This is a genomic window from Streptomyces sp. NPDC050704, from assembly GCF_040654355.1.
Classification (GTDB): Bacteria; Actinomycetota; Actinomycetes; order Streptomycetales; family Streptomycetaceae; genus Streptomyces.
Genome location: NZ_JBFAHW010000147.1, coordinates 1 through 23,485, shown reverse-complemented (window position 1 = coordinate 23,485; position 23,485 = coordinate 1). Strand labels below are relative to the sequence as shown.

Here is a 23,485-nt window from a genome sequence, read left to right as displayed (position 1 = left end):
GCGGTTGTTTGTCTGCGGGTGGGTGGGGGCTGGTCGCGCAGTTCCCCGCGCCCCTGGGGTGGTGGGTGGTGGGGTCGGTGCCGCGACGGGGTATCCGATCGCCGCTCTGGGATATTCGGTCATGGCACGTTGCCGCGGCGATCGGACACCCCGACACGACCCCTCACGCCGGAGAGCCGACAGCGGCTGAGTGGGGCCTGCGCTGCAGACCCCGACCCCGCCTTACGACCCTTGGCCTTCGTCTTTTGGCCTTATGTCTTTTGTCTTTTAGGGGCGCGGGGAACTGCGCACCCAGCCCCCACCGCCCCGCAGTGATCACACCGTCCCAAGGCCCCCGGTCTTTCGTCTTTTCAGGGGCACGGGGAACTGCGCGACAAGCCACAGCCGACCCGCACCGTACAAACAAACCCGACGGGGGTCTGGGGGCGGAGTCCCCCAGTTTCGGGAAGGGGCGGGGTGGGGGAAAGAACCCCGCCATACACCGCCCCGCCGCAACAAATCCGCCCAACCCCCGGAGGGAACCCTTGGCAAACCCCCACCGCGGAGGCACGTTGGGCAGAACGGGCAACCGCGAGGGGAGCACAGCACCATGGCCGTCAAGATCCTGATCGTGACCGGAGACGCCGCGGAGTCACTGGAAGTCCTGTACCCCTACCAGCGCCTGCGCGAAGAGGGCTACGACGTCCACATCGCGGCCCCCACCCGCAAAAAACTCCGCTTCGTCATCCACGACTTCGAACCCGGCTTCGACACCTACACGGAGAAGCCCGGCTATACCTGGCCCGCCGACCTGGCCTTCTCCGAGGTCGACCCCGGCCAGTACGCCGCCCTCGTGATCCCCGGCGGCCGAGCCCCGGAGTACCTCCGCAACGACCCCGAACTCCGCAAGATCCTGAAGTCCTTCTTCGACACGGACAAACCGATCGCCCAGATCTGCCACGGCCCCCTTCTGACCGCGGCGATAGACGGCCTCCGCGGCCGCCGCGTCACGGCCTTTCCGGCCCTGGAACTCGACATGCAGGCAGCCGGCGCCCTCTTCCAGGACGCCGAGGCCGTGGTCGACGGCACCCTGGTGTCATCGCGCTCCTGGCCGGACCACTCCCGCTGGATGCGGGAATTCCTCACGGTCCTGCACGCGAAGGCCCCGGTGACCTGAAAACCCGGCAGCCATCTCCCTGAGACCGGGGCACAGGAGCACCGGCACACAGGAGCACCAGCCCAGAGAGCCCCACATCCCGCACCCCGGCCAACACCGCCGGCCGGGGTGCCACCCCGCTCGCCCGACCCGCCCAGCAGCCCCGGCCCAGCCCGCCTCCCGTCAAGCCGCCAACCGTTCGGCCTCCGCCACCGCCTCCTCCAGGCTGTCCACCACCGGCACCCCGACCTCCTCAAGGCTGGCCCGGCCGTGCGAACCCCCGGTGTAGAGCACGGCCTGCGCCCCCACCCGCCGAGCCGCGATCGCATCGTCGGCGGCGTCCCCGATCACCACCGTGCGAGCGGGCTCCACGCCGGTCAGCGCCGCCACATGCCGCACCATGTGCTCGGCCTTGCTGCCCCCGGACGGCCCGGTCCGCCCGTCGACCCGTACGAAGTGCGGCTCGATCCCGAAGCCCCGCACCAACGGGACCAGTTCGTCATGCCCGTACATGCTCAGAATCGACTGACTGCGCCCAGCCGAGACCCACTCGGTGAGCAGCCCGGGCACCCCGTCGGTGAGCCCGCAGCCCACCCGGTGCTCCACGTAGTACCGGTGGAAGGTCTCATCCATGACCTCCCACTCCTCGTCCGTCGGCAGCCGCCCGATGAGCCGCTCGTAGAACCGCGGCACGGGCACGCAGTACAGCTCCCGGTATCTCTCCAGCGTGATCGGTTCGAGCCCCAGCTCGGCGAACGCCGCGTTCGTCGCCCCGATGATTGCCTCGTTGTCGTGGAACAGGGTCCCGTTCCAGTCCCAGACGATGTGTGCCGCTCCGCGCTTCCCCATATCAGAAACGTACCCGCCCGCACTGACAACCCTTCCTGGATTTCTCAGCTCGCCCCCCACCGGGCGGAACCGGCTCGTCCGGCTTGCCCGGTCCGCCCGGTCCGCCGGCCGAAGCCTCAGTCGCCGAGTCCCACCAGGTTCGGGATCTCCTGCGTGGCGAACCACAGCAGCTCGTGGTCCTCGGCCCCGTCCACCACGAACTGCGCGTCGTCGTCGCCCGTGTCCGCCGCCCCCAGCGCGTCCGCGGCGGCCGAGACGTCCGCCTCGGCGTCGTCCGAGTCGACGTGCACGGCCGCGGCCCTGGCCAGTGCCACGGCGGCCCCGCCGACCCGCACCTCCCCGAGCGCCGCGGGGTCGAGCCCCCGGTCGGGATCGGCGACGGCGGCCTTGTCCGGAACGTCGACGGCGACGACGACCCGCCGCCGCGGGGCCCCGGGATCGAGCGCGACCAGGCGCAGGGAGGCGAGCGCGGCCCGGTTCAGCGCCGCGTACTCCAGTTCCTCGATGTCGTCGGACAGGTACCACTCCCGCAGCGCGGGCGTGACGGCGTACGCGACGAAGGGTCCCGCTCCCAGCTCACCCGTCTTGTACGCCTCGGCGAGACCGGGGAGGGTCAGGGGGACGTAGACGCGCATGGCTGGCCGCTTTCGTAGTCGGATTTCGCGGTCGGAGGGCTCCGGGGCAGCGGTACCGCGCCTCCCGGGAGGGCCTTCAGGATACGTGTGGTGTCCCCTTTCGAGTCCGGGCCGCCCTTCCGGAGGCGTCCACCACCGGCCCCACAGGTCACCCGGTACACCCCAGCCCCGCCAAGCCTCGCGCCCTCCCTCATCACTCTGATAGGTGAACATTCCGGCCGCTCCGGCGCGCGTTCAGCGTCCTTGCGGCCACCCGCTCCGGCCTCGTACAAGATCCCCAACGGAAAGTTACTGATCGGTATCAAGCCGGTCCGACCGAACGAGGCCCCGCCATGACCAAGGTGATGACCAGGACGAAGCGCACCCAGGGCACCCGCCCACCCGTCCGTCATGACACCCGCCGCCCCGGCGGAACCACACCACGGACACCGGCGGGCGGCGGCACACCGGGCGGCGCCTCCTCGGGGACCGTGCGGAGTGGGGGCACCTCACGGGCCGTACCGGACGGAGCCGTCCTGACCGCACCCGGCGCCGGCCGCCCCTCGACCACCTCGGCCGAGGTACTGCCGCAGTTGGCTCGCCCCCGCCGCACAAGGCCTGCTGAGAGCCCTGGCGGTGTGCCCCAGCAGCCACGGCCCACCGACCTCTTCGCCGACCGTCTCGTCGCCGTTCTGAGTGGTCAGCGCCCGGTCCACTGCATGCTCCGGCACACCGCGGGCCGGGCGTACGACGAACTGGCCTGGCTCGCCGAACGCGGCCCCCTCCGCACCCGCGGCACCCGCCCCGTCGTCCGGGACATCGGCTACGACGTGCCCCGGCCAGGCGCCATCGAGGCCTTCGCCCGCATCGGCGCCGGCGACCAGCTCCGCGCCATGGCCTTCCGCCTGGAACAGGGCCCAGACCTCCGCTGGCGCTGCACGGCCATCGAACTGGGCGGCCCCCGCATGCCCCACACCAACGACGACTAAATCCACAGGCCCCCACACTGAGACGCCCCTTAGGGACGCGAGGAACTGCGCGCCCAGCCCACGAGAACCCGCAGGCCACGAGCGAACGCAAGCCCTCATCTTTCAGGGGCGCGGGGAACTGCGCGCCCAGCCACATCCGGCCGGCACCCGACACCCCGCCCCAACACGCCCCCACAACCCGAAGGGCCAGACACCCCAAGGTGCCCGGCCCTTCACAGCCAACCCCCGCTCAACCCACTCAACCGGCCAAGCCCAGCGGAGCGAACCGTCACTTCTTGCGGCGACGGCTGCCCTTCTGCTGCTTACGCCGCTCCGCACGCGTAAGGCCGTCGGACTCGGAGCGCACCGGCTCGTCGTCGTTGGCGAAGTCGCCCTCGACGACACCGCCCTCACCATCCACGGTCGGCGCGGAGAAGTGCAGCCGGTCCGGCCGCTGCGGAGCGTCGAGGCCCTTGGCCCGGATCTCCGGACGGGAGGCACCGGCAGGCACGGCGTCCCGCTTGTCGAGCGACGGCTTCGCGTCCTCGACCGGAACCTCCTCGACCTGCTGCTCGACCTGGACCTCCAGGTTGAACAGGTAGCCGACGGACTCCTCCTTGATGCCGTCCATCATGGCGTTGAACATGTCGAAGCCCTCCCGCTGGTACTCGACCAGCGGGTCCTTCTGGGCCATCGCACGCAGGCCGATGCCCTCCTGGAGGTAGTCCATCTCGTAGAGGTGCTCGCGCCACTTGCGGTCAAGGACCGACAGCACGACCCGGCGCTCCAGCTCACGCATGATCTCGGAGCCGAGCTGCTCCTCGCGCGCCGCGTACTGGTCGTGGATGTCGTCCTTGATGGACTCGGAGATGAACTCGGCGGTGAGGCCCGCACGGTCGCCCGCCGCCTCCTCCAGCTCCTCGACGGTGACCTTCACCGGGTAGAGCTGCTTGAAGGCGCCCCACAGCCGGTCCAGGTCCCACTCCTCGGCGAAGCCCTCGGCGGTCTCCGCGTCGATGTACGCGTCGATCGTGTCGTCCGTGAAGTGCTGGATCTGCTCCTGCAGGTCCTCGCCCTCCAGGACGCGGCGCCGCTCGCCGTAGATGACCTCGCGTTGCCGGTTGAGGACCTCGTCGTACTTGAGGACGTTCTTCCGGGTCTCGAAGTTCTGCGTCTCGACCTGCGACTGGGCGGACGCGATGGCCCGGGTGACCATCTTGTTCTCGATCGGCACGTCGTCGGGGACGTTCGCCATCGACATCACGCGCTCGACCATCTGGGCCTTGAAGAGCCTCATCAGGTCGTCGCCCAGGGAGAGGTAGAAACGGGACTCGCCCGGGTCGCCCTGACGGCCGGAACGACCGCGCAGCTGGTTGTCGATACGCCGCGACTCGTGCCGCTCGGTGCCCAGCACGTACAGCCCGCCGAGGTCCTTGACCTCCTCGAACTCTGCCTGCACCGCCTTCGCGGCCCGCTCCAGGGCGGCGGGCAGCGCCGCGGCCCACTCCTCGATGTGCTCCTCGGGGTCGAGACCGCGCTGGCGCAGCTCGGCCTCGGCGAGGTCGTCGGGGTTGCCGCCGAGCTTGATGTCCGTACCGCGGCCGGCCATGTTCGTGGCCACGGTCACCGCGCCCTTGCGGCCGGCCTGGGCGATGATCGGCGCTTCACGGTCGTGCTGCTTCGCGTTCAGCACTTCGTGCTGGATGCCCCGCTTGCTGAGCTGCTGCGAGAGGTACTCGGACTTCTCGACCGACGTCGTACCGACGAGGATCGGCTGGCCCTTCTCGTGCTTCTCGGCGATGTCGTCGACCACCGCGTCGAACTTGGCCACTTCGGTGCGGTAGATCAGGTCCGACTGGTCCATGCGGACCATGGGCTTGTTGGTCGGGATCGGGACGACGCCGAGCTTGTAGATCTGGTGGAACTCGGCGGCCTCGGTCATCGCCGTACCGGTCATGCCGGAGAGCTTGCTGTAGAGGCGGAAGAAGTTCTGCAGGGTGATCGTGGCGAGCGTCTGGTTCTCGTCCTTGATGTCCACCCCTTCCTTCGCCTCGATCGCCTGGTGCATGCCCTCGTTGTAGCGGCGGCCGGCGAGGATACGGCCGGTGTGCTCGTCGACGATCATGACTTCGCCGTCGATGACGACGTAGTCCTTGTCCTTCTTGAAGAGCTCCTTGGCCTTGATGGCGTTGTTCAGGTAGCCCACCAGAGGCGTGTTCACCGACTCGTAGAGGTTGTCGATGCCGAGCCAGTCCTCGACCTTGGCGACGCCGGGCTCGTGGATGGCGACGGTGCGCTTCTTCTCGTCGACCTCGTAGTCGCCGGTCTCCTCGATGCCCTTGAGGGTGTTGCCCGCCTCGCCCTTCGTCAGGCGCGTGACGAGCTTGGCGAAGTCGCCGTACCACTTGGTGGCCTGGTCGGCCGGGCCGGAGATGATCAGCGGCGTACGGGCCTCGTCGACGAGGATCGAGTCGACCTCGTCGACGATCGCGTAGTTGTGGCCGCGCTGCACCAGTTCGTCCTGCGACCACGCCATGTTGTCGCGGAGGTAGTCGAACCCGAACTCGTTGTTCGTGCCGTACGTGATGTCGCAGGCGTACTGCTCACGGCGCTGGGTCGGCGTCATGTTGGCCAGGATGCAGCCGACGCTCAGGCCCAGGAACTTGTGGACGCGGCCCATCATCTCGGAGTCGCGCTCGGCCAGGTAGTCGTTGACCGTGATGAGGTGGACGCCGTCTCCGGAGAGGGCGTTCAGATACGCGGGCAGCGTGCCGACCAGGGTCTTGCCCTCACCGGTCTTCATCTCGGCGACATAGCCGAGGTGGAGGGCGGCGCCGCCCATGATCTGCACGTCGTAGGGGCGCTGGCCGAGGGCGCGCTTGGCGGCCTCGCGGACGGTCGCGAACGCTTCGGGGAGCAGGTCGTCGAGGCTCTCGCCGTCGGCGTAGCGCTGCTTGTACTCGTCGGTCAGGGCTCGCAGCTCGGCGTCGGAGAGGTCGAGGAAGTCCTCTTCGATGGAGTTGACCTGGTCCGCGATGCGGTGCAGTTTGCGCAGGATCTTGCCTTCGCCTGCACGCATGATCTTCGAGAGGACGGACACGAGGGTTTGTCTCCTTGCCGGTCGGGCCTGGGACGGTCGGTTTCAAATGACAGCTTTAGCAACGGCCATCGTAAGCGAGGACCCCACCGCGCCGGGAGGTCTGCAAGGGACAGCCATAAGGACAACGGGCAGGGGTTGCGGAAGGTGCCGCCCTGTCGCTACGAAAGGTGACCGTCACCTCACACAGGGCAAAGTGATGGCTTCCTCACCGAAGCCCGAGCAGAATCGGCCGATGGACCCCGTCACGCTGACCTCCGAACGACTCCTGCTCCGCACGGTGGGAGCGCACGACACCGACGCCGTGTACGACGCCGTCCAGGATCCCGACATCCAGCGCTGGACCACGATCCCGTCGCCCTATCTGCATGAGCACGCGGTGGGCTTCACCGAGCAGTTGGTGCCCGACGGCTGGGCGGACTGCTCGATGTTCACGTTCGGTGTCTTCCTGCCGGTGGGCGGTGAGCTCGCCGGCATGCTCGGCATCACCATGCGCTCCCTCGGAGTCGGCGAGATCGGCTTCTGGGCGACGAAGGAGCACCGCGGCAACGGCTACATCACCGAGGCCTCACTCACCGCCTCCCGCTGGGCGTTCACGCGGCTGGGGATCGACCGCGTCGAGTGGCGGGCCGAGGTGGGCAACGCGGGCTCCCGCGCGGTCGCCGAACGCGCCGGTTTCACCATCGAGGGCACCCTGCGCTCCGGCATCAACAACAAGGGCGTACGCCGCGACTGCTGGGTCGGCTCCCTGCTCCCGTCGGACCTGGGACTGCCGTCGACAGCGCCCTATCTCCCGGGCCCCCAGGCCTGATTGCGCAGGCCAGACCCGATTGTCAGTGGCACCGCCTATCGTGCGGACCATGACGAGTCTGCCGCCCCCCACCGCCGAACTCTCCGCCGACGAGGCCCGTCGCCTGGCCCTGCGCGCGCAGGGATTCCTCGGCGCCCCCGACCGCAGAGGCGGTGTGCGGGGTGTGCTGCGGCACCTGGGCGCGGTCCAGCTCGACACCATCTCGGTCCTCGCCCGCTCCCACGAGCTCATTCCGTACGCCCGCCTGGGCGCCGTCGGCCGCAAGACGGTGGACAAGGCCTACTGGACAGACACGCATGCCTTCGAATACTGGTCGCACGCCGCCTGCATCCTCCCCGTCGAGGAATGGCCGCACTTCGCCTTCCGCCGCCGCGCCTACCGCGCCCGCCCGCACTGGCACCACGACCTGCCGGACGGCACCTACGACCAGGTCATCAAGCAGCTGAAGGCCGAGGGCCCGCTCACGGCCACCGACCTGGGCGGCGCGAAGAAGACCAGCGAGTGGTGGGACTGGTCGGGCACGAAGGTCGCCGTCGAGCGCGCGCTGATGTACGGCGAGGTGGTGTGCACCGAGCGCCGCGGCTGGAAGCGGGTCTACGACCTCGCCGAGCGAGCCATCCCGGACGCGCTGCTCCACGACGAACTCGACGACACGGAATGCCTGCGCCGCCTCGTCCGGCTCGCGGGCCAGTCCCTGGGCGTCGGCACCCGCGCGGACATCGCCGACTACCACCGCCTCAAGGGCGAGCAGGTCGAAGCGGTCATCGCGGACTCGGGCCTGGTCCCGGTGGCCGTGGAGGGCTGGTCCAAGCCCGCCTGGGCCGATCCGGCGGCCCTGGCGACACCACCGCGCGGCCGTCACCGTACGACGCTGCTGTCGCCGTTCGACTCACTGATCTGGGAGCGGGCGCGGACCGAGCGGATCTTCGGCTTCACCCACCGCCTGGAGGCCTACGTCCCCAAGCAGAAGCGGATCCACGGCTACTTCGCGATGCCGGTCCTCGCCGGCGGCCACCTGGTGGGCCGCGTGGACCCGGCCCGCGAGGGCACCACCCTGGTAGCCAAACAGATCACCCTGACCGGCCCCAAGGCAGTACCAGCAGTGGCCCAGGCCCTGACAGAGGCAGCAAGCTGGGTCAACTGCACAGACGTACGCGTAGAGAGGGTGGACACCCCCGAACTACGCGAGCCACTGAACGCCGAGCTGGCCCGAGCGCTCAATTAAGAGAGCAGGACAACCGCGCCCCTAAGGGGCGCGAGGAACTGCGCGCCCAGCCCCCACCGAACCCGCACCCACCCACCAACCACTCCAGCCGCTCCTCCCGCGGAGCGACGGTCACCGAATCTCGAGGATCTTCTCCCGCATCGCATACACCACGGCTTCCATCCTGGAGTGCAGCTGCAGCTTCTCCAGAATGTTCCGCACATGGTTCTTCACGGTGTTCTCGGAGATGAACAGCTCCTTGGCGATATCCCGGTTGTTCATCCCCGTCGCGACGAGCTTGAGAACCTCCAGCTCGCGTTCCGTGAGCCGCGGCGCGGGCACCAGCCGCCGCTCGTCCGTCCGCTGGATCATCGACTTGAACTCGGTGAGCAGCTTCGACGCCATCGAGGGGCTGATCTGCGACTGCCCGTCCGCCACCGCGCGAATGGCCGTGGCCACCTCGTCCGTGGAGATCTCCTTGAGGAGATAACCGGTCGCACCCGCCTTGATCGCGTCGTAGAGGTCGGCCTCTTCATCACTGATCGTCAGCATGATGATCTTGGCACTCGGGGCGACCTCCTTGATGGAGGTGCACGCCTCGATCCCGCCGCGCTTGGGCATCCGTACGTCCATCAGCACGATGTCGGGCAGCAGATCGGCGGCCTTGTCGACCGCCTCGGCGCCGTCGCCCGCCTCCCCGACGACCTGGATGTCCTCCTCCGCGGCGAGCACGATCTCCAGGCCGCGCCGGAAGAGGGCGTGGTCGTCCACGACCAGGACCCTGATGGGTTCCTTGCGCGGGGAGCCCGCGTCCGGTCCCATGCCTACGACGCCGTCGTCGGCATCGTCGTCACGCATCGGTCCGAAGCTGTCCGCCATGGTTCCTCCCCCTGAAGGCCGTGGCCTGTGTTCCTGTGCCATCGCCAACCCAAGGCAACAGCGCACCGGTTGAGGCCGGTACGGCCATGATTTCATGCCCGGACGACAACCCGACGACAGAGCGGGGCACGAAGGGGTCGCACACCGGTGCCCCTGGGGGCACATTCGCGCTCCAGGGGCACCAGCTCAACGTGCACCGGGCGAGGTCAACCGCCGAGCGCCCCGCCTGCCGGGGCCTGCTGAGCCTGGGCGACCATCGGGTCCGTGCTGAGGTGGATGACGCCGTAGTCGTACGCGTGCCGCCGGTAGACGACACTCGGTTCCTTGGTCTCGGAGTCGACGAACAGATAGAAGTCGTGCCCGACCAGCTCCATCTCGTAGAGCGCCTGGTCGAGCGTCATCGGGGAGGCGACGTGAGTCTTCTCGCGCACCACGAGGGGGCCGTCGCCCTTCACCTCGAGCGAGCCGATCTTCTTGGTCGGTACGACCGCTTCGGGCGCTTCCTCGTGGACGACACTGCCGTTCCCGTTCAGCGTCGCCGCCTCCGGGACGTGGTCGGCGACCTCGGAAGCCGAGATCCTGCGGGCGCCGCGGCGCGTGTGCCGCTTGTCGTGCTGCTTCCGCAGCCGCGCCTCCAGCTTGTCGGTCGCCAGGTCGAGCGCCGCGTACGGGTCGCTTGCCGCTGCCTCCGCCCGGATCACCGGTCCGCGGGAGTGAAGCGTGATCTCCACTCGGTCCGAGCGGTCGGCCTGTCGGGGGTTCGGCTCCTTGGACACCTCGACGTCGAGGCTGATCACCTTGCCATCGAGCTTCTGGATCTTCTCCAGCTTCAGCTTCTCGGCCACGTGCTTGCGGAACCGCTCGGGCACCTCTGTCTTGCGGCCCTTGACGACGATGTCCACGCAGAACTCCGTTCCCGGATCACTCCGCATCAGTGGCGGAGCATCTCCCTTTTGCACCAGGCTCCAGCAAGTCCCGGAGCCTCGGACTCGGTGACTTCCACCTCCTCCTCCCCCGCGGGCAAGATCTCCACTCACCGTCGCGGGTGTTTGCGCAAAACCCACGGCACGGCATTCCGATATGCGAGGTGCGGCGTCCGCCATTCCCTCACAACCGAACATATCTCGCCCGGACGGATGTCGTCACCCTCTACTACCGCGTACCTCCATTCAGGTGAATGGAACCTCTCACTACCTGCAACGACGCAACTTCCCAGTCAGTTCCGGTTTATTTCGAAAGATGCCGGCGATGCTGCGACCACAGCCGAAATGATCACGTCTTCGACGCCTTCCGTACGGCTCATTTCCCTGACCGCGTCCGCTCGGCCCACTGCGGTCATCGTTGCCTGTGCCACCCCTTCCCGCCCTCCTTTGGGCGTTAACCGGTCGTAAGCACCACTGTTCACCTCTGCGAGAGCGGCCCGCAGGGCCCGCGCCGCCTCCGCCAAGGACGCGCCCGTCGTCATCAGGTCGTCGACGAGCACGACCCGGCCGCCGCCGGCCAGCAGCCGGACACCCCCCGCGGCCACCTCCAGGGCGCCGGCGAGATTGTCCAGCCGCTGCCGGGAGTTGAGCCCCGACTGGTCGGCCACGGCACGCCGCTGCCGCAGCACGGCGAGCATCCGGGCAGCCGTCCCGGCGCGCCGCAGCTCACCCGCCGCGGCGAGTGCGATCCGCCGCGCCGGGTCATGCCCCCGCGCTCGCACCGCCCACCGCGCGGACGGCACGGGAACGAGCAGCACGGGTGCCTCGGAGTCGCCCGCTCCACCGGGTCCGAGTCCCGTCCGCACGGCTCCGGCCAACGCCGTGCCCAGCGGCCCGGCGAGGGTCAGCGCACCTCGTTCCTTGTGGGCGAGGAGCACTGCCCGTACCTCATCCTCGTACGGAGCCGCCGCGTGCACCACCGGTAGCCCCGGTGGCTCCGGCACCGGTCGCACCCGGCGCGGTACGGCCCCCATCAGGGCCGCACGGCACTCCGGGCAGAGCACCGTGCGAGGCCTCCCGCAGCCTCCGCACTCGGCCGGCAGCACCAGGTCGGTGAGGTCCTGCCACCACCCCCGCATGCCCACCACTGTGCCAACGCCCGCGTCACCCTGCCACCCCTGTGGACAACTCCCTGTGGACAACTCCAGACGACTGCCGGGGCGCTGTCCCCCACACGAGGGACCCCACAAGAGACCCAAGGAACGACCGTGAGGGCCCGGGGGACGATTCGGCGGCTCACGGCAGGCGAAGCCAGGCCGAGCCCGGCCGAGCCCCGGCGCAGTCCCGCGCAGTCCGGCGGACTCAGCCCGGATAGACCGGCGTCGTCCCGGTCTTGACCACCTTCTGCCACTGGGAACCGGACGAGAGCCGCACGATCCCGTCCTCCGAGTGCGCCAGCAGCGGCAGCCGTTCGTCCTCGGAGGCGGCGATCTCCTTCACCCCGGTGGGCGCGGAGGGCGCCGAGCCGACCGGCGTGGAGCCGTCGACCTGGACGTACTGGATCTGCTGGACACCGCGCGCCTCACGCCCGGCCACCACCAGGCGGCTGTCGCCGGCCCAGGACATGGCCGTGACGTCTTCAAGCTTCGGCGCCACCGACCTCAGTTCGTGGATGCCGACAGCCGTCCGCCCACCCGGCCCGTCCTGCCGTTCGACCCGCCCTATCTGCAGGGACGTCCTGCCGTCCTTCCGCACGATCAGCGCGACCCGCACACCGTCCGCGGCCACCCGCACCGCCTCGATCCGCCCGTCGAGCCCGGGCGTCGTGACCGCCATGGGCTCGCCGGCACCCTTCTCCAGCAGGAGCAGCCGGGGGTTCTTCGGGTCGCGGTCGGCCACCCACAGATCGTCGCTCGCGTCCCAACTGGGCGTCGTCAGCCCGTTGTCCTCCGAAGTGGCCTTGCTGCGCAGCACGGGATCCCCGAGCGAACCGCCCGTCGCGAGCGACCCGACGTACAACGAACGCCCGTCGAGCGACACGCCGGCCGCCGTGTCCTCGTCCCGCGAGACCGCGGCCGCCCGCAGCGCCTTGTCGCCGTCGCCGAGCGCACCGGGCACCGGCTCGGGTTTCGGCTCGCTGTCCCGGACCGACATCCGGACCAGCCGCTTCTCGCCGTCGATGAAGTACTCGTACTCGGCGCGCTTCGCCGGGCCGTGCGCGAAGAAGATGTCGGCCCGCTCGTCGGGGAGTACGCACAACTGCGAGCCGTCCGAGCGCAGCAGCTCCACTTCTTCTATGCCGGTGGGCGTCAGGTCCTGGAGGGTGAACAGGATCTGGGCCGCCATCTCGGTGCACACGGACTGCCCGACCCGGTCGGCCTTGCCGTTCAGCGGCACCGTCAGCTTGTTCTGGTCGTCGGGCGCCAACGACTTGACGTCCTTCTTCAGCGCCGTACCGGTCGGGAAGCTCGACCTGACCACCGGCTTGAGCCAGCTCGTCGGCCCCTTCAGCAACGAGCGGACCATCTGCGTCACCGGGTCCACCTGCTCGCGCACGTAGATGGGATCGGAGACGGCCCCGCGCTGCTCGCCGGCTCCGCCCTCCGAATTCGACGCGAAGAAGTACTTGTTGACGGACTTGTAGTTGCGCTGGAAGTCGGACAGGCCCATCACCAAGCCCTGCGGCAGCGCGTCGATGCGCCACTGCTTGGTGCCGTCCGCCGCCTTCTGCTCGGTGAGGTGCACCTTCCCGTTGTACGTCCCCTTGGTGGGCTCGTACGCGAACTGCGAGTCCACCTTGGCGACCTTGGCGCCGGTCAGCGCGTACTCGTAGTCGCCGGTCGCCTCCCTGCTGACGTTGCGCTCCGCCATGGGGACCGGGCCGTCCGCGAGGACCGTCGTCGACCGGTACGGGCGCCAGTTCTTCGACGCCTCGCGGGTCAGATACTTGCGCGCCGTCTCGAACTGCGGGTCGTCGCTGGTCAGCGCCTCAAGGAAGCCCTGCACGATCTCCTCGGGCTGCGCGTTCTCCCGTGGCGGCATGGCGAAGACCCGGACCTGTACGTCCGGCCGCTGCGAGGCCTCGACCCCGCGCAGATCCCCGCTGTCCGGCATCGAGGCGCACCCGGCCAGCAGTACGGCCCCGCAGCCGGCGTACGCCACCACGCGCACCGGTCGCCGGTGGCCGCCCCGATCGCGGTCAGCGCCCACGAGACCCCTCCCCACGCTGCTTCAACGGATCCGTCTCCTCACCGGTTCCCCGGTCGTCCTCCGGCGGCGCCTCTCCCGGCGCCGCCGTCCGGCCACGGGCGTCCGCCGTGGGCCGCGGCACCACGCGCGCGCCGTTGCCGGGCAGCGCCGCCGGGTCGACCGCTCCCGCCGGCCCGGGGGTGTGCAGCGTGCGCGGCGGGATCGGCGGCACGGCGCGCTCGCTGACGTGCTGCGCGGGCACCGTGGCCAGCTTCGGCGTGCCGCCGAGGGGAAGTCCCGCGTCGTTCAGTCCGCGGTTGCGCCGCGAGTCCTTGGGCTCCAGGGGTATCGGCGACCCCCGCAGCGGCTCGTCGGCGGTCCGCGGCAAGGTGAGCCGGAACTGCGAGCCGCCGCCCGGCTCACCCCACGCCTGCAGCCAGCCGCCGTGCAGCCGCGCGTCCTCCAGGGCGATGGACAGCCCAAGACCCGTACCGCCGGTGGTCCGCGCGCGTGCCGGGTCGGCCCGCCAGAAGCGGCTGAACACCCGGGTCGCCTCGCCGGGCTTGAGCCCCACTCCGTAGTCGCGCACCGCGATCGCGACCGCCCCGCCCGCCGTCGCGAGCTTGACCACGACGTCCTTGCCCTCACCGTGTTCCACGGCGTTGACGACGAGATTGCGCAGCACCCGCTCGACCCGCCGGGCATCCGCCTCGGCGACCACCGGCTGCTGGTCTCCGACGATCCGTACGTGGGTGCCCTTGCGCTCGGCGAGCGGCTCGGCCCCGCTGACGACCCTGCGTACGACTACTCGCAGGTCTATCGGCTCGGCCTCCAGGGCCGCGGCCCCCGCGTCGAAGCGGCTGATCTCCAGCAGGTCCGCGAGCAGCGTCTCGAACCGGTCGAGCTGGTCGGCGAGCAACTCGGCCGACCGGGCTGTCATCGGATCGAAGTCCACGCGCGCGTCATGGATGACGTCAGCCGCCATCCGCACGGTCGTCAGCGGCGTTCGCAGCTCGTGCGACACGTCGGACACGAACCGCCGCTGCATCCGCGACAGGTCCTCCAGCTGCTGGATCTTCAGCTGGAGGTTCTGCGCCATCTTGTTGAAGGCCTCGCCGAGCCGCGCGATGTCGTCCTCACCGGTGACCTTCATACGTTCCTGGAGTCGCCCCGCGGACAGCCGCTCGGCGATCCCGGCGGCCATCCGTACGGGCGTGACGACCTGGCGCACCACGAGCCAGGCGATCGCCCCGAGCAGCACCACGACGAACAGGCCCGCCGTCGCGAGCGTCCCCTTGACCAGGCTGAGCGACTTCTCCTCCTGCGTGAGCGGGAAGAGGTAGTACAGCTGGTACGGATCTCCGTTGGGGTCGTTGATCTGCGTGCCGATGATCAGCCCCGGCTGGGACTCCTGGCCGTTGTCGTAGACGATGCGCGTGTAGCTCTGGACCGCGCCCGCGCCTTCGTCGACACGTTCGCGCAGGTTCTCGGGAACGCTGAGGTTCCAGTTCACGGAACCCGACGCACGCGGTCCGAGGCCCCGGTTGTCGTTGCCCACGGAGGGGGTGCTGAGGGTCACGACGTTGAACGCGCCCTGGCCGCCGCTGGAGAGCGACTCCACGAGGGCGCTCATCCAGCCGCCGACGTTCTGTACGGGGTTGTCGTCCGGGCCCGAACGGTCGTCCCCGCCCGCGTCGGCCGCGCTGTCGGCTTCCTGCTTGGCAGCCGTGAACCCGCCGGTGGCCTGGCTCTGCGAGGCCTTCACCTTGGCGTCCAGCAGCCCGTTGCGCACCTGCCCGATCACGACGAAGCCCAGCAGCAGGACGACGCCCAGCGACATCAGCAGCGTCGTGACGACGACCTTGAGCTGGATGTTGCGCCGCCACAGCCGCATGACGGGCAGCAGCGGACGACGCACCCAGCGCATGAACAGCCGAAGGACCGGGCTGCCCTGGACGCCGCCCCGCAGCAGCCCGCCCTCGACGTACCGTCCCCAGCGGGGGCCCGTCGTCCTGTGCCCGACAGGCCGCCCCGCGCGGGATCCCGGCTGCCCGGGCGCCGAAGCGGCACTGTCCCTGGACATGTCAGCTCGGTCCGGCCTTGTAACCGACGCCGCGGACGGTCACCACGATCTCCGGCCGCTCCGGGTCCTTCTCGACCTTGGAGCGCAGCCGCTGCACATGGACGTTCACCAGCCGGGTGTCCGCCGCGTGCCGGTAGCCCCAGACCTGCTCCAGAAGCACCTCACGCGTGAACACCTGCCAGGGCTTACGGGCCAGCGCCACCAGCAGGTCGAACTCCAGCGGAGTCAGCGCGATCGACGCGCCGTCCCGCTTCACAGAGTGACCGGCCACGTCGATGACCAGATCGCCGATCGCGAGCTGTTCGGGCGCCGGCTCCTCGGACCTCCGCAGCCGCGCCCTGATCCGTGCGACCAACTCCTTTGGCTTGAACGGCTTCACGATGTAGTCGTCGGCACCCGACTCGAGGCCGACCACGACATCGACGGTGTCGCTCTTCGCTGTGAGCATCACGATCGGCACCCCGGACTCCGCCCTGATCAGGCGGCACACCTCGATACCGTCCCGGCCGGGAAGCATCAGGTCCAGGAGCACCAGATCGGGCTTGCTCTCACGGAAAGCGGCCAGCGCCTTGTCGCCGTCGGCTACGAAAGACGGCTCAAAACCTTCACCACGCAACACAATGCCGAGCATCTCGGCCAGTGCGGTGTCGTCATCGACGACAAGGACTCGTCCCTTCATAAACGACATCATCCCATTAACTAAATCGTTACCTGGCGTGACCTGTCACACAGCTCGGCCAGAGCCTCAGCTGTCACGGGCGACACGGCGCCCTCCTCGGTGACGATCGCCGTCACCAGCTCCGGCGGTGTCACGTCGAACGCCGGGTTGTACGCCTGGGTCCCCAGGGGTGCCACCGGTATCCCGCCTCCCGCTTCCGCTCCCGCCACCGGCACCTGGGGTGCTGTGATCTCCGTCACTTCATGACCGGCTCGCTGCTCGACCTCGATGGATGCTCCGTCCGGGGTGTCCGGGTCCACCGTCGTCACCGGCGCCACCACGATGAACGGCACGTGGTGGTACCTGGCCAGCACCGCGAGCGGATAGCTCCCCACCTTGTTGGCCACCGAACCGTCGGCCGCGATCCGGTCGGCACCGATCAGCACCGCATCCACCTCTCCCGCCGAGAACAGCGATCCCGCCGCGTTGTCCGTGAGCAAGGTGTACGCCATTCCGCTGCGCGCCGCCTCATACGCCGTCAGGCGAGCACCCTGCAGCAACGGCCGCGTCTCGTCCACCCAGAGCCTGCGCAGCCGCCCGGCCCGGTGCGCCGCGAGCGCCACCGCGAACGCCGTGCCCTCACCGCCGGACACCAGCGCCCCCGTGTTGCAGTGCGTCAGAATCCGGTGGTTGCCGCCGGGCAGCAGCTCGTCCAACAGTGCCAGACCGCACGCGGCCATACGCACACTGGCCTCGGCGTCTTCCGCGTGGAGCGCCCGCGCGGAGGCCAGCGCGGCCTCGGCGGCCTGCTTCTGGTCACCGCCGCCCCGGAGGACGGCATGGTGAGCCGCCTGTGCCCTGCGGACGCCGTGCGAGAGGTTCACCGCGGTGGGCCGTGCGCTCGCGAGCGCGGCCGCGGCGTCGTCCACGTCGAAGCCCCGCACGGCGGCGAGCGCGACCCCGTACGCCCCCGCGATACCGAGCAACGGCGCCCCGCGCACAGCGAGCGTACGGATCGCCTCCACCAGTGCGGGCGCGTCCGTGCACACCAGCTCGACCTCCTCGGCCGGCAGCCGTGTCTGGTCGAGGAGGACCAGCACAGGGCCCTCTGGTGGCTCGTCCCAGCGGATCGCCGGTATCTCGGTGGGCCGGTTGTCCTCGCGCGATTGCGCGTACTGATCAGCCATCCGCCCAGTCTGCCCCTTACCGAGCGGACAATTGAAGGTGTGCAGCCCATACGGCGGCCGGTCACTTCCCCGGCGCACCGTGGCACGATGGCTGCCAACCTGCCGCCGCGACCGCGGACCGGCATCGTGAAGGAGCGACGATGAACGACACTCCGGGCTGGGCATCGCCCGGATCTGCCCCCTCCAACGGGCAGAACGGGCAGGAGCCGGGGCCTTCCGGCACGAACCAGCCCGGCCCTCCAGAGCCCGCGGACCAGCCGGATCAGCCCGACCCCTCCGGCCCGGGCTCGAAGTGGTCCAAGGAGCAGCCCCCGCCCGCCCAGTGGCCCGCGCCCAGCGGCCCTCAGGCCGACCCGCACCAGACCCCGCCACCACCTCCGCCCAGCCCAGGCTGGGGCGGCCGGCCTCCCGCCGGCCCCGGCGGATACGGCGGCCCAGGCGGTCCTGCCGGACACGGCGGCGGTGGCTACGGACCCGGTCCCGCCGGCTACCCCGGCTGGGGAGGCGGCTGGGGCGGTCCCCCGCCCGCGGCCAAGCCCGGCGTGATCCCACTCCGGCCGCTCGGCGTCGGCGAGATCCTCGACGGCGCGGTGTCGACCATGCGTACGCACTGGCGTACGGTCATCGGCATTTCGCTGGCCGTCGCGGTCTTCACACAGATCGCCGTGATCCTGATCCAGGGCTTCGCCCTGGACGACAGCGCCAGCACGGACACCCTCAACGACCCCAGCGCCAGCGTCAGCGAGCTGAGCCGCGCCCTGGGTGACACCCTGCTCAACTCCGGCGTCGTCCTGCTGATCACCCTGCTCGGCACCATCGTCGCGACGGCCCTGCTCACCACCGTGACCAGCCGCGCCGTCCTCGGCAAGTCGGTGACCACGGCCGAGGCCTGGCGTGACGCCCGGCCCCAGCTGGTCAAGCTCGTCGGCCTGACCTTCCTGTTCCCGCTCATCGGCGTCGTGATCGTCGCCGTCGGCACTCTGCCCGGCATCCTGGCCGCCGTCGCGGGCGGAGGCGACGGGGCCACCGCGCTCGCCGTCCTCGGCGGCCTGGCCGCGGGTGTCGTCGCCCTTTGGCTGCTGGTTCGCTTCTCGCTGGCCTCGCCCGCCCTGATGCTGGAGAAGCAGGGCGTCCTGAAGTCGCTGAGCCGCTCCGCGAAGCTGGTCCGCGGTTCCTGGTGGCGGGTCTTCGGCATTCAACTGCTTGCCACGATCATCGCGAACATCGTCGCGTCGATCATCGTGATCCCGTTCGCCTTCCTCGCCGCCGCGCTGAGCGGTGACGGAGTCAGCGGCTTCCTCAACAGCGGCACCGGCGATCTCGGCTGGACGTTCCTCATCGTCAGCGGCATCGGCTCGGTGATCGGTGCCATGCTCACGTTCCCGATCACCGCGGGCGTCACCGTGCTCCTCTACATCGACCAGCGGATCCGCCGCGAGGCCCTCGACATCGACCTGGCCCGCACCGCCGGTGTCCAGGGCTACGGCTCCGGAGCGCCCGGCGCCACCCCGGGGAGCTGATGCGGTGAGTTCGGCGGGGGGAGTTCTCACAGTGGTGCGGGCGCTGCCGGGCGCCAACGACATGGCCGTACTCGCGTTCTCACGCTCAGGTGACGAACCACCGGTGACGACCCCGCGCGACCCCGCGCGGGAGGCGGCCAGGCGCGAGCTGTCCAAGCGGATGTACCACGAGAACGACCCCAGCCTGATCCAGCGTGCCCTGGACGCCTTCTGGGAGTGGATCGACAAACTCTTCAGCGCCGCCTCGGCAGCGACCCCGGGCGGCTCACTCGGCCTTCTCGTCGTCGCGCTGGCGGCCGTGGCGGTCATCGGCGCCCTCTGGTGGCGCCTCGGCAGCCCCCGCCGCGGTCCGACGTCCGCGGCCCCGCTCTTCGACGACCGGCCTCGCAGCGCCGCCGAACACCGCGCCGCCGCCGAAGCACACGCGGCCCAGGGCCACTGGAACCAAGCCGTCCAGGAGCGCATGCGTGCCGTGGTCCGCTCCCTCGAGGAGCGCGCTCTGCTGGACCCCCGCCCCGGCCGCACCGCCGACGAGGCAGCCGCCGAAGCGGGCCGCTCACTCCCCGCCCACACCGACCGACTGCGCGCCGCCGCCCGGGACTTCGACGACGTGACGTACGGCGGCCGGACGGCCACCTCGGACACGTACCACCGCCTCGCCGACCTCGACCGCGACGTGGAACGCACCAAGCCGGTACTCGCGAGCAGCGGCCAGAACACGGCCCACAGCGCCCACCAGGGGGCCGCCGGATGACCACCGAGGCCACGCTCCCGACCACCTCGGCCTCCCCCACCACCCGCCAGGTGTGGACCCGCACGCGCGGTGTCCTGCTCGCCCTCGTGATCCTCCTGGCGGCCGCCATCGCCATCGCCGCGGTCCGCTCCGGCGCCCAGCACGGCAACCTTGACCCACGCTCCGCCGACCCTTACGGCAGCCGCGCCGTCGCCGAACTCCTCGCGGACCGAGGCGTGTCCACACGCGTAGTCACCACCCTGGACGAGGCGGCCTCTGCGGCCGACTCCGACACCACCCTGCTCGTCGCCAAGCCCGACCTGCTGACCGGCCGTCAACAGGACCGCCTCCACCGGGCGTTCGCGAGCTCCGGCGGACGCACCGTCCTCGTCGCCCCCGGCGCCCCGTCCGTCGGCACGCTGGCCCCCGGGGTCCACGCGGACCTCACCCCAAGCTTCGATTCCGCGCTCCGGCCGAACTGCGCCCTGCCTGCCGCCCAGCGAGCAGGCACCGCCGACACGGGCGGCATCCGCTACACCACGGACGCACCCGGCGCCGACTCCTGCTACCTCAGCGACGGCCTGCCCACCCTGCTGCGCATCCCGGCGGCCGAAGAGACCGACGACACCGTCGTACTCGGCGCCCCCGACATCCTCCACAACGACCGCCTCGACAAGCAGGGCAACGCCTCGCTCGCCCTCCAACTGCTCGGCTCCCGCCCCCATCTGGTCTGGTACCTCCCCTCGCTCTCCGACGGCTCGGCCACCGACTCCGGCGACCGCAGCTTCTTCGACCTGATCCCCTCCGGCTGGCTCTGGGGCACACTGCAGCTCTTCATCGCGGCAGTCCTGGCCGCCCTCTGGCGCGCCCGCCGCCTCGGCCCCCTTGTCGCCGAACGGCTCCCCGTCGCGATCCGCGCCTCCGAGACCGTCGAAGGCCGCGCCCGCCTCTACCGCAAGTCCAACGCCCGCGACCGCGCCGCGGCAGCCCTGCGCTCCACCGCCCGCACCCGTCTCGCCCCCCTCGCCGGCGTATCCCCCGCCCAGGCGCACGCGCCCGAGGCCCTGCTCCCCGCCCTGTCCGCCCAGCTCCACAGCGACGGACAGTCCCTGCACGCCCTCCTCTTCGGGCCGCCACCCCACGACGACGCGGCCCTCATCGCACTCGCCGACCAACTCGACGCCCTCGAAAGAGAGGTACGCCGTCCATGATGGACCCGACCACTGACAACGCCGCGGACACCGGGGATCCGGGCACCGCCCGCGCCTCCCTGGAAGCCCTGCGCGCCGAGATCGCCAAAGCCGTGGTCGGCCAGGACCCCGCCGTGACCGGCCTCGTCGTCGCCCTCCTCTGCCGCGGACACGTTCTCCTGGAAGGCGTCCCCGGAGTAGCCAAAACGCTGCTCGTCCGGGCCCTCGCATCCGCACTCGAACTCGATACGAAACGCGTCCAGTTCACTCCGGACCTGATGCCCAGCGACGTCACGGGCTCCCTCGTCTACGACTCCCGCAGCTCCGAGTTCTCCTTCCAGCCCGGCCCGGTCTTCACGAACCTCCTGCTCGCCGACGAGATCAACCGCACCCCGCCCAAGACCCAGTCGTCCCTCCTCGAAGCGATGGAGGAACGCCAGGTCACGGTCGACGGCACCCCGCGCATGCTCCCCGACCCGTTCCTGGTCGCCGCGACCCAGAACCCGGTCGAATACGAGGGCACATACCCCCTCCCCGAAGCCCAGCTGGACCGTTTCCTCCTCAAACTGACCATCCCCCTCCCGTCCCGCCAGGACGAGATCAACGTCCTCACCCGCCACGCGGAGGGCTTCAATCCACGCGACCTGCGCGCCGCCGGCGTACGCCCCGTGGCCGGCCCGGCAGACCTCGAAGCCGCCCGCGCGGCAGTCGCCAAGACATCGGTCTCCCCCGAGATCACCGGCTACGTGGTGGACATCTGCCGCGCCACCCGCGAATCGCCGTCCCTCACGCTCGGCGTCTCCCCACGCGGCGCGACGGCGCTCCTCTCCACCGCCCGCGCCTGGGCCTGGCTGACCGGCCGCGACTACGTCATCCCCGACGACGTGAAGGCCCTCGCGCTCCCCACCCTCCGCCACCGCGTCCAGCTCCGCCCGGAGGCAGAGATGGAAGGCGTGACGGCGGACTCGGTCATCAACGCAATCCTCACCCACGTCCCCGTGCCCCGCTGATGGCTCTCACCGGTCGCGCCGCCCTCCTGGCGGCCCTCGGCACCCTCCCCGTCGGCATCTGGGAACCCAGCTGGACGGGCATCCTCGCCGTGAACACCCCGCTGGCCCTCGCCTGCGCCTGCGACTTCGCCCTGGCAGCGCCTGTACGCGGTCTCGGCCTGACCCGCTCCGGCGACACTTCGGTACGCCTCGGCGAAGCCGCCGACGTCACCCTCACCGTCACCAACCCGTCCCGCCGGCCCCTGCGCGCCCGCATCCGCGACGCCTGGCCCCCGAGCAGCTGGCAGCCCGGCACAGACGTCGACGCGTCCCGCCACCGCCTGACAGTGCCCGCCGGCGAACGCCGACGCGTGACGACCCGTCTGCGCCCCACCCGCCGCGGCGACCGCCTGGCTGACCGCGTCACCATCCGCTCGTACGGCCCGCTCGGCCTCTTCGCCCGCCAGGGCAGCCACAAGGTCCCGTGGACGGTACGCGTCCTGCCCCCGTTCACCAGCCGCAAGCACCTCCCCTCGAAGCTGGCCCGCCTGCGCGAACTCGACGGCCGCACCAGCGTTCTGACCCGCGGCCAGGGAACGGAATTCGACAGCCTCCGTGACTACGTCCCCGGCGACGACACCCGCTCGATCGACTGGCGCGCAACTGCCCGCCAGTCCACGGTCGCCGTACGCACCTGGCGCCCCGAACGCGACCGCCACATCCTCCTGATCCTCGACACAGGCCGCACTTCGGCAGGCCGCGTCGGAGACATCCCCCGTCTCGACGCCTCCATGGACGCGGCCCTTCTCCTGGCAGCCCTCGCCTCCCGAGCCGGCGACCGAGTCGACCTCCTCGCATACGACCGCCGGGTCCGCGCCCTGGTACAGGGCCGAGCCGCAGGCGATGTCCTTCCCTCCCTGGTCAACGCCATGGCACACCTCGAACCGGAACTCATCGAGACAGACGCCCGTGGCCTCACCTCAACCGCCCTGCGCACGGCCCCGCGCCGCTCACTGATCGTGCTTCTCACGACACTCGACGCGGCCCCCATCGAAGAAGGCCTGCTCCCCGTACTCTCCCGCCTCACCCAGCGCCACACAGTCCTCGTCGCTTCGGTGTCCGACCCGCACATAAAGCGCATGGCCAGGGCTCGGGGAAACACAGAGGCGGTGTACGAGGCTGCTGCCGCGGCCCAGGCCCAGGCAGAACGCCATCGCACAGCCGAACAACTCACTCGCCACGGCGTCACTGTCGTCGACGCGACACCGAACGATCTCCCGCCGGCACTGGCGGACGCGTATCTCGCTCTCAAGGCAGCAGGACGCCTTTAAGCACGAGGGGCAGAAGGAACCCCATAAACGCAGAAAAACCCCGCACCGTAAGGTGCGGGGTTCTCCCGTTATCAAAATTCGTTCGGCGGCGTCCTACTCTCCCACAGGGTCCCCCCTGCAGTACC

Annotated in this window: 19 protein-coding genes; 9 read left to right on the top strand and 10 right to left on the bottom strand. The window is 70.3% G+C overall.

The features are described 5' to 3' along the window. The first annotated feature begins 589 nt into the window (after nt 1-589). Nucleotides 590-1,156 (top strand): DJ-1/PfpI family protein, encoded by a 567-nt coding sequence (locus AB0I18_RS45935; protein WP_363111772.1) that lies wholly within the window; start codon nt 590-592, stop codon nt 1,154-1,156. A gap of 162 nt (nt 1,157-1,318) precedes the next feature. Here AB0I18_RS45935 and AB0I18_RS45930 read toward each other — a convergent pair whose 3' ends face one another. Further along, nucleotides 1,319-1,984, bottom strand: coding sequence for an HAD family hydrolase (locus tag AB0I18_RS45930; RefSeq protein WP_363111771.1), 666 nt, complete (start codon nt 1,982-1,984; stop codon nt 1,319-1,321). A 116-nt stretch (nt 1,985-2,100) separates the two neighbouring features. After that, on the bottom strand, nt 2,101-2,619 hold the full coding sequence (locus AB0I18_RS45925) for a hypothetical protein (protein ID WP_363111770.1): 519 nt from the start codon (nt 2,617-2,619) through the stop codon (nt 2,101-2,103). Between the two features lie 332 nt (nt 2,620-2,951). On the opposite strand from AB0I18_RS45925, the gene AB0I18_RS45920 reads away from it, so the two are divergent. Next, complete coding sequence (locus AB0I18_RS45920) at nt 2,952-3,587, top strand: Rv3235 family protein (RefSeq protein WP_363111769.1); 636 nt, start codon at nt 2,952-2,954, stop codon at nt 3,585-3,587. A 268-nt stretch (nt 3,588-3,855) separates the two neighbouring features. Here the strand turns inward: AB0I18_RS45920 and secA are convergent, their stop codons facing one another. Next, nucleotides 3,856-6,666, bottom strand: coding sequence for a preprotein translocase subunit SecA (gene secA / locus AB0I18_RS45915; RefSeq protein ID WP_363111768.1), 2,811 nt, complete (start codon nt 6,664-6,666; stop codon nt 3,856-3,858). A 232-nt stretch (nt 6,667-6,898) separates the two neighbouring features. Here secA and AB0I18_RS45910 point away from each other — a divergent pair, with 232 nt between their 5' ends. Further along, nucleotides 6,899-7,474 (top strand): GNAT family N-acetyltransferase, encoded by a 576-nt coding sequence (locus AB0I18_RS45910; RefSeq protein ID WP_363111767.1) that lies wholly within the window; start codon nt 6,899-6,901, stop codon nt 7,472-7,474. A 49-nt stretch (nt 7,475-7,523) separates the two neighbouring features. Beyond that, entirely contained in the window at nt 7,524-8,699 is a 1,176-nt protein-coding gene (locus tag AB0I18_RS45905) for a crosslink repair DNA glycosylase YcaQ family protein (protein ID WP_363111766.1), read from the top strand. A gap of 111 nt (nt 8,700-8,810) precedes the next feature. Here the strand turns inward: AB0I18_RS45905 and AB0I18_RS45900 are convergent, their stop codons facing one another. From AB0I18_RS45900 to mtnA, 7 genes are all read right to left on the bottom strand, one after another. Beyond that, on the bottom strand, nt 8,811-9,557 hold the full coding sequence (locus tag AB0I18_RS45900; protein WP_363111765.1) for a response regulator transcription factor: 747 nt from the start codon (nt 9,555-9,557) through the stop codon (nt 8,811-8,813). Between the two features lie 206 nt (nt 9,558-9,763). Continuing rightward, a complete protein-coding gene (gene raiA, locus AB0I18_RS45895) occupies nt 9,764-10,492 on the bottom strand; it encodes a ribosome-associated translation inhibitor RaiA (RefSeq protein ID WP_363111774.1) in 729 nt (242 codons plus the stop codon). Between the two features lie 281 nt (nt 10,493-10,773). Then, on the bottom strand, nt 10,774-11,619 hold the full coding sequence (locus tag AB0I18_RS45890; protein ID WP_363111764.1) for a ComF family protein: 846 nt from the start codon (nt 11,617-11,619) through the stop codon (nt 10,774-10,776). A 223-nt stretch (nt 11,620-11,842) separates the two neighbouring features. Then, complete coding sequence (locus tag AB0I18_RS45885) at nt 11,843-13,690, bottom strand: LpqB family beta-propeller domain-containing protein (RefSeq protein WP_363111763.1); 1,848 nt, start codon at nt 13,688-13,690, stop codon at nt 11,843-11,845. Beyond that, on the bottom strand, nt 13,680-15,752 hold the full coding sequence (gene mtrB / locus AB0I18_RS45880) for an MtrAB system histidine kinase MtrB (protein WP_363111762.1): 2,073 nt from the start codon (nt 15,750-15,752) through the stop codon (nt 13,680-13,682). Before mtrB ends, AB0I18_RS45885 begins: the two co-directional genes overlap by 11 nt. A gap of 1 nt (nt 15,753) precedes the next feature. Beyond that, nucleotides 15,754-16,443, bottom strand: a complete 690-nt coding sequence (gene mtrA, locus AB0I18_RS45875; protein WP_188114266.1) for a two-component system response regulator MtrA — start codon at nt 16,441-16,443, stop codon at nt 15,754-15,756. Nucleotides 16,444-16,451: 8 nt separating this feature from the next. Next, nucleotides 16,452-17,597 (bottom strand): S-methyl-5-thioribose-1-phosphate isomerase, encoded by a 1,146-nt coding sequence (gene mtnA, locus AB0I18_RS45870; RefSeq protein ID WP_363111761.1) that lies wholly within the window; start codon nt 17,595-17,597, stop codon nt 16,452-16,454. A 140-nt stretch (nt 17,598-17,737) separates the two neighbouring features. On the opposite strand from mtnA, the gene AB0I18_RS45865 reads away from it, so the two are divergent. From AB0I18_RS45865 to AB0I18_RS45845, 5 genes are read left to right on the top strand one after another with little or no spacing between them, the layout of a single operon-like run. Continuing rightward, a complete protein-coding gene (locus AB0I18_RS45865; RefSeq protein ID WP_363111760.1) occupies nt 17,738-19,117 on the top strand; it encodes a hypothetical protein in 1,380 nt (459 codons plus the stop codon). Between the two features lie 4 nt (nt 19,118-19,121). Next, nucleotides 19,122-19,871 (top strand): DUF4129 domain-containing protein, encoded by a 750-nt coding sequence (locus tag AB0I18_RS45860; protein ID WP_363111759.1) that lies wholly within the window; start codon nt 19,122-19,124, stop codon nt 19,869-19,871. Further along, the gene (locus AB0I18_RS45855; RefSeq protein WP_363111758.1) at nt 19,868-21,061 is read left to right on the top strand and encodes a DUF4350 domain-containing protein; all 1,194 of its coding nucleotides are present in this window, start codon (nt 19,868-19,870) and stop codon (nt 21,059-21,061) included. Before AB0I18_RS45860 ends, AB0I18_RS45855 begins: the two co-directional genes overlap by 4 nt. Continuing rightward, nucleotides 21,061-22,050 (top strand): MoxR family ATPase, encoded by a 990-nt coding sequence (locus AB0I18_RS45850; RefSeq protein ID WP_363111773.1) that lies wholly within the window; start codon nt 21,061-21,063, stop codon nt 22,048-22,050. The genes AB0I18_RS45855 and AB0I18_RS45850 overlap by 1 nt, the downstream gene beginning before the upstream one ends. Further along, a complete protein-coding gene (locus tag AB0I18_RS45845; protein WP_363111757.1) occupies nt 22,050-23,360 on the top strand; it encodes a DUF58 domain-containing protein in 1,311 nt (436 codons plus the stop codon). The genes AB0I18_RS45850 and AB0I18_RS45845 overlap by 1 nt, the downstream gene beginning before the upstream one ends. The last annotated feature ends 125 nt before the right edge of the window (nt 23,361-23,485 follow it).